General features: G+C 76.2%; 3 protein-coding genes. 1 reads left to right on the forward strand and 2 read right to left on the reverse strand.

The window, feature by feature from the left end; genetic code table 11:
• Positions 1 to 844: alpha/beta hydrolase family protein (locus ND748_RS29790; RefSeq protein WP_374216072.1), on the forward strand; the 844-nt coding region annotated here is incomplete at its 5' end.
• Between the two features lie 93 nt (positions 845 to 937).
• On the opposite strand, the gene ND748_RS29800 is transcribed toward ND748_RS29790, so the two are convergent.
• Both ND748_RS29800 and ND748_RS29805 read right to left on the reverse strand, forming a co-directional pair.
• Positions 938 to 1,849, reverse strand: coding sequence for a sigma-70 family RNA polymerase sigma factor (locus ND748_RS29800; RefSeq protein ID WP_251749531.1), 912 nt, complete (start codon positions 1,847 to 1,849; stop codon positions 938 to 940).
• A 140-nt stretch (positions 1,850 to 1,989) separates the two neighbouring features.
• A partial coding sequence (locus tag ND748_RS29805; protein ID WP_251749533.1) for a DUF2599 domain-containing protein occupies positions 1,990 to 2,571 on the reverse strand: 582 nt, incomplete at its 5' end.

Genomic DNA, 2,571 nt, shown 5'->3' on the forward strand with positions numbered 1-2,571 from the left:
CCCGCTGCCCGGGCGCCGGGCGCTGGTGCTGCTCTCCCCGGGCCTGGGCGTGGGCCGCCGCTCGCTGACCGGGCTCGCCGAGGACCTCGCCAGCCGCGGCCTGATCGCCGCGACCGTCGACCACGCCTACGAGTCGGTCGGCACGGCGTTCCCCGGCGGGCGGATCCTGACCTGCGTGGCCTGCGACCGGCTGCGCACCGACGCCGACTTCCAGGCCGCCAGCCGCGGGCGCGCCGCCGACCTGATCTTCGTCCTGGACAGCCTCCTCGGAGCACACCCGGCGTGGCGCGGCGCGGCGCTCATCGACCCGACCCGCCTCGCCGCGGTCGGCCACTCGCTGGGCGGGTCGGCGGCGGTGTCGGTGATGCTGCACGACCGCCGCGTGCGCGCCGGGGTCGACATGGACGGCACCCTCGGCGAACCGATCGGCGCCGGCGGTCTCGACGGGCGGGCGTTGCTGCTGTTCGGCGCGACGGCGGACCATCCCGGCGCCGGCGACCCCCCGGTGGCCGACGACGATCCGACCTGGGCGCAGGCATGGGCGCACCTGGGCCCGCCACGGCTGTGGCTCGACGTCGACGGCGCCGACCACTTCAGCTTCACCGACGATCCCGTCCTCGCCGACCAGATCCCGCTGCCGGCCGCCGCACCGGCGGCGGCGCAGGCGCTGGCCGGACGGCAGGCGCTGGCGATCACCCGGGCCTACGTCGGGGCGTTCGTCGAACGCTGGCTGTGCGGGCGGGCGCAGGCACTGCTCGACGGGCCGAGCCGGGCCTACCCGCAGGTGCGGATCGTCGGCCGGGACCCTGCGTCGCCCGCCGCCGTTGCCACTCGCCGGCGGTAGGCGGTCGGGGTGTCGCCGGTGTGCTGACGAAAGGCCCGGGTGAAGGCACGGGCGCTGTCGACACCGACGGCGATCGCGACGTCGCCGGGGTGGTCAGGTGAGCAGGTGGAGGTCCAGGGTGCGCAGGCGGTCGGGGTCGGCGAGAATGTTGATCTCGGTGATGTGACCGCCGCTGATCGTGAAGCCCATGACGGCGAACGGCCGCCCGCCGCTCATCGTCACCAGCCCCGGAGTGCCGTTGACCAGCGCAGGGCGGGCGGCGCGGCCGAAGCGGCGGAACGTCATCGCCCGGGCGGCGACGGCGCGTGCGCCACGGGTTAGCCCGGAGCCGGCGGCCCCCATCCCGGCGGCGCCCCGGTCGGCGCGCAGCACGACGTCGGGGTCGAGCACGGCGACGAGCGCGTCGAAGTCCCCACCGCGGGCGGCGGCGAGGAAGGCGTCGACGACGGTGCGCTGGCGGGCCAGGTCCACCTCGGACGTGGTGGGAGCGCCCTGCACCCGGCGTCGGGCCCGGCTGGCGAGCTGGCGGGTGGCCGCCGGGGAACGTCCGACGATCGGGGCGATGTCGTCGAAGGGGACGGCGAACATGTCGTGCAGCACGAACGCGAGTCGTTCGGCCGGGCCGAGGGTCTCCAGGACGACGAGCAGGGCCAGCCCGACCGCGTCGGCGATCAACGCCTGCTGGGCGGGGTCGACGCCGTCGGCGTGACTGACGACCGGGTCGGGCAGGCGCACGAGGTCGTCGAGGGGAGCCTCGCGGCGCGCGGTGCGCGAACGCAGCATGTCCAGGCACACCCGCCCGACGACCGTCGTCAGCCAGCCGCCGAGGTTGGTCACGGCGTCGCTGTCGGTGCGACTCAGGCGCAGCCACGCCTCCTGCACCGCGTCGTCGGCCTCGGTCAGTGAGCCGAGCATGCGGTAGGCGACCGCCCGCAGCTGGCCGCGGTGCGCCTGGAACCGGGCCGCGAGCAGCTCCTGGGCGCCGTCTCGTTCCTGCTCGTCCATGATTGCCTTCCGTCGTCGCGGGGTGTCGCAACCCTGACGGATCACCCGGCGCCGGCGTGACAGCGCGCGGCAACGGCGGCTCGTCGCGTCGCCGCAGCCCGGTAGCCCGGTAGAGCCCGCCGGACCGGCGGGCGGGCGGGTCAGGCGTGCTCGCCGGCGACCGTGTGCCGGGGTGGGACGCCGTCGGGACGGTAGACGCGGGCGGGCGGGCCGGTGGGGTCGGTGCCGAGGGTGTTGCCGCAGCGGGTGGAGATCCACGTCGACACCGAGTTCGGTCGCATCATCGGCCGCCAGCTCTCCAGGTCGTAGGTGTCGCCGGTGGCGTAACCCCGGCCGCCGCCCAGCGCGGGGATCAGGGCCAGGTCCTGGTGACAGGTCAGTTGGGCGTGCAGGCTGTCGGTGACGTCGCGGCCGAGGGTGGACAGCGTGGTCACGCAGCCGCCGATGGCCGTCCAGATCGCGTCGGTGGCCTCCTGGCGGTCGGCGTGGCGGGCGGCGGAGGTGGGCCGTACCGAGATCCGTAGCCGGCCGTCGGTCCACTGCTCGACGACGATCTCCTCGACGTAGCGGCTGGCCCCGCAGTACGGAGTTGCCGCCACGGGGGCCGCGGCGGCGGGCCGCGCGGGGGCCGGGCCGCCCCCCCCCCGCGAACCGGCGGGATTCCCGCCGCTGCTCCGGTCGAAACCGGGGCGTCGGTCACCGGCAGGGTTCGGGCCCCGCCC

This window comes from Frankia sp. AiPs1 (assembly GCF_023716945.1).
Lineage (GTDB): Bacteria > Actinomycetota > Actinomycetes > Frankiales > Frankiaceae > Frankia.